Annotated in this window: 2 protein-coding genes; both read right to left on the bottom strand. The window is 46.2% G+C overall.

The window, feature by feature from the left end; translation table 11 throughout:
• Positions 1–92: 92 nt before the first annotated feature.
• Positions 93–581, bottom strand: coding sequence for a TRAP transporter small permease (locus tag NC796_RS26585; RefSeq protein ID WP_310688920.1), 489 nt, complete (start codon positions 579–581; stop codon positions 93–95).
• Positions 578–1,042, bottom strand: a 465-nt coding sequence (gene dctP / locus NC796_RS26580; protein WP_310688919.1) for a TRAP transporter substrate-binding protein DctP, incomplete at its 5' end; no start/stop codon positions are given. The genes dctP and NC796_RS26585, both read right to left, overlap by 4 nt.

Genomic DNA, 1,042 nt, shown 5'->3' with positions numbered 1-1,042 from the left:
ACCCCCAGTGTCCATGCCACGGGCACCCCGATGCCCAGCAATATGACGAAGCTTAAAACAAGTACCAGAATTTCGTAAAGTTCCATGTGTCCCTATTGGTTTTCTTTAATTTCGGCGGGTGTCTGATTCATGAGTCGTTTGATGTCGGATACTTTGTAATAAAGTATCAGCAGGCCACTGATCGGTCCGATCAGGTAGATATAGGCCATCGGTATTTGAAGGGCAGAGGTTCGTTGACCGTAAATATAGACATAGTAAACCAGCATACTGCCCCCGATAATCAGTACGGTCGTTACAAAAGCAATGATAATCAGGTATATAATAATGGCTAGTTTTTGCTGTCCCCTTGGGCTCAGCCGATGTGAAAAAAGATCAATGGAGAGATGCATATGCTTGCCGGAGGCGTAGGCGCCTCCCAGCAGGCTAACCCATATAAGTAAAAAACGAGCCAGTTCATCGGTGAACGTACTCGGAGATGCAAGTATATAGCGGGTAAAGACCTGCCAGACGACATCTACGACCAGCAGTCCCATTAAAAATACGAGCGTATATCTTGTGATGGTGTCTACGGTATCTCTCACTGGATATCCTGATTATTTGATTGCACGTTTCTGATTTTATCGATCCATTCGTACAGATCCGGATTATTCTCTTTGAATCTGCTGTAAACAGGTTGTACTGCTTTTTGGAAAGGAGCTTTGTCGGGTCGAATGATTTCTACTCCCGCGTCCTTTACAATATTCATGGCTTCTTCCACAGCCTCATCCCACAAGACCTCCTGTTTGGCGGAAGACTCATCAACGGCCTGCATGAGCCATTTTTCTTCCTGGTCTGTCAAGTCGTTCCAAACATTAGTACTTATGACTAAGAAATCTGGAACTGCCGTGTGTTGATCAAGGGAGTAGTAATTACAAACTTCGTAATGGCGTGCGGTGTGAAAACTGGGGGGATTATTTTCGGCCCCGTCCACAACCCCGCTCTGCAATGCTGTGTACAATTCCCCATAGGAAAGGGGAGTGGGAGAAGCTCCCAGGGCTTGCAT

Source organism: Aliifodinibius sp. S!AR15-10 (genome assembly GCF_031569985.1).
Taxonomy (GTDB): Bacteria; Bacteroidota; Rhodothermia; order Balneolales; family Balneolaceae; genus JAMQKA01.
This window is presented reverse-complemented; position numbering and strand designations above follow the sequence as displayed.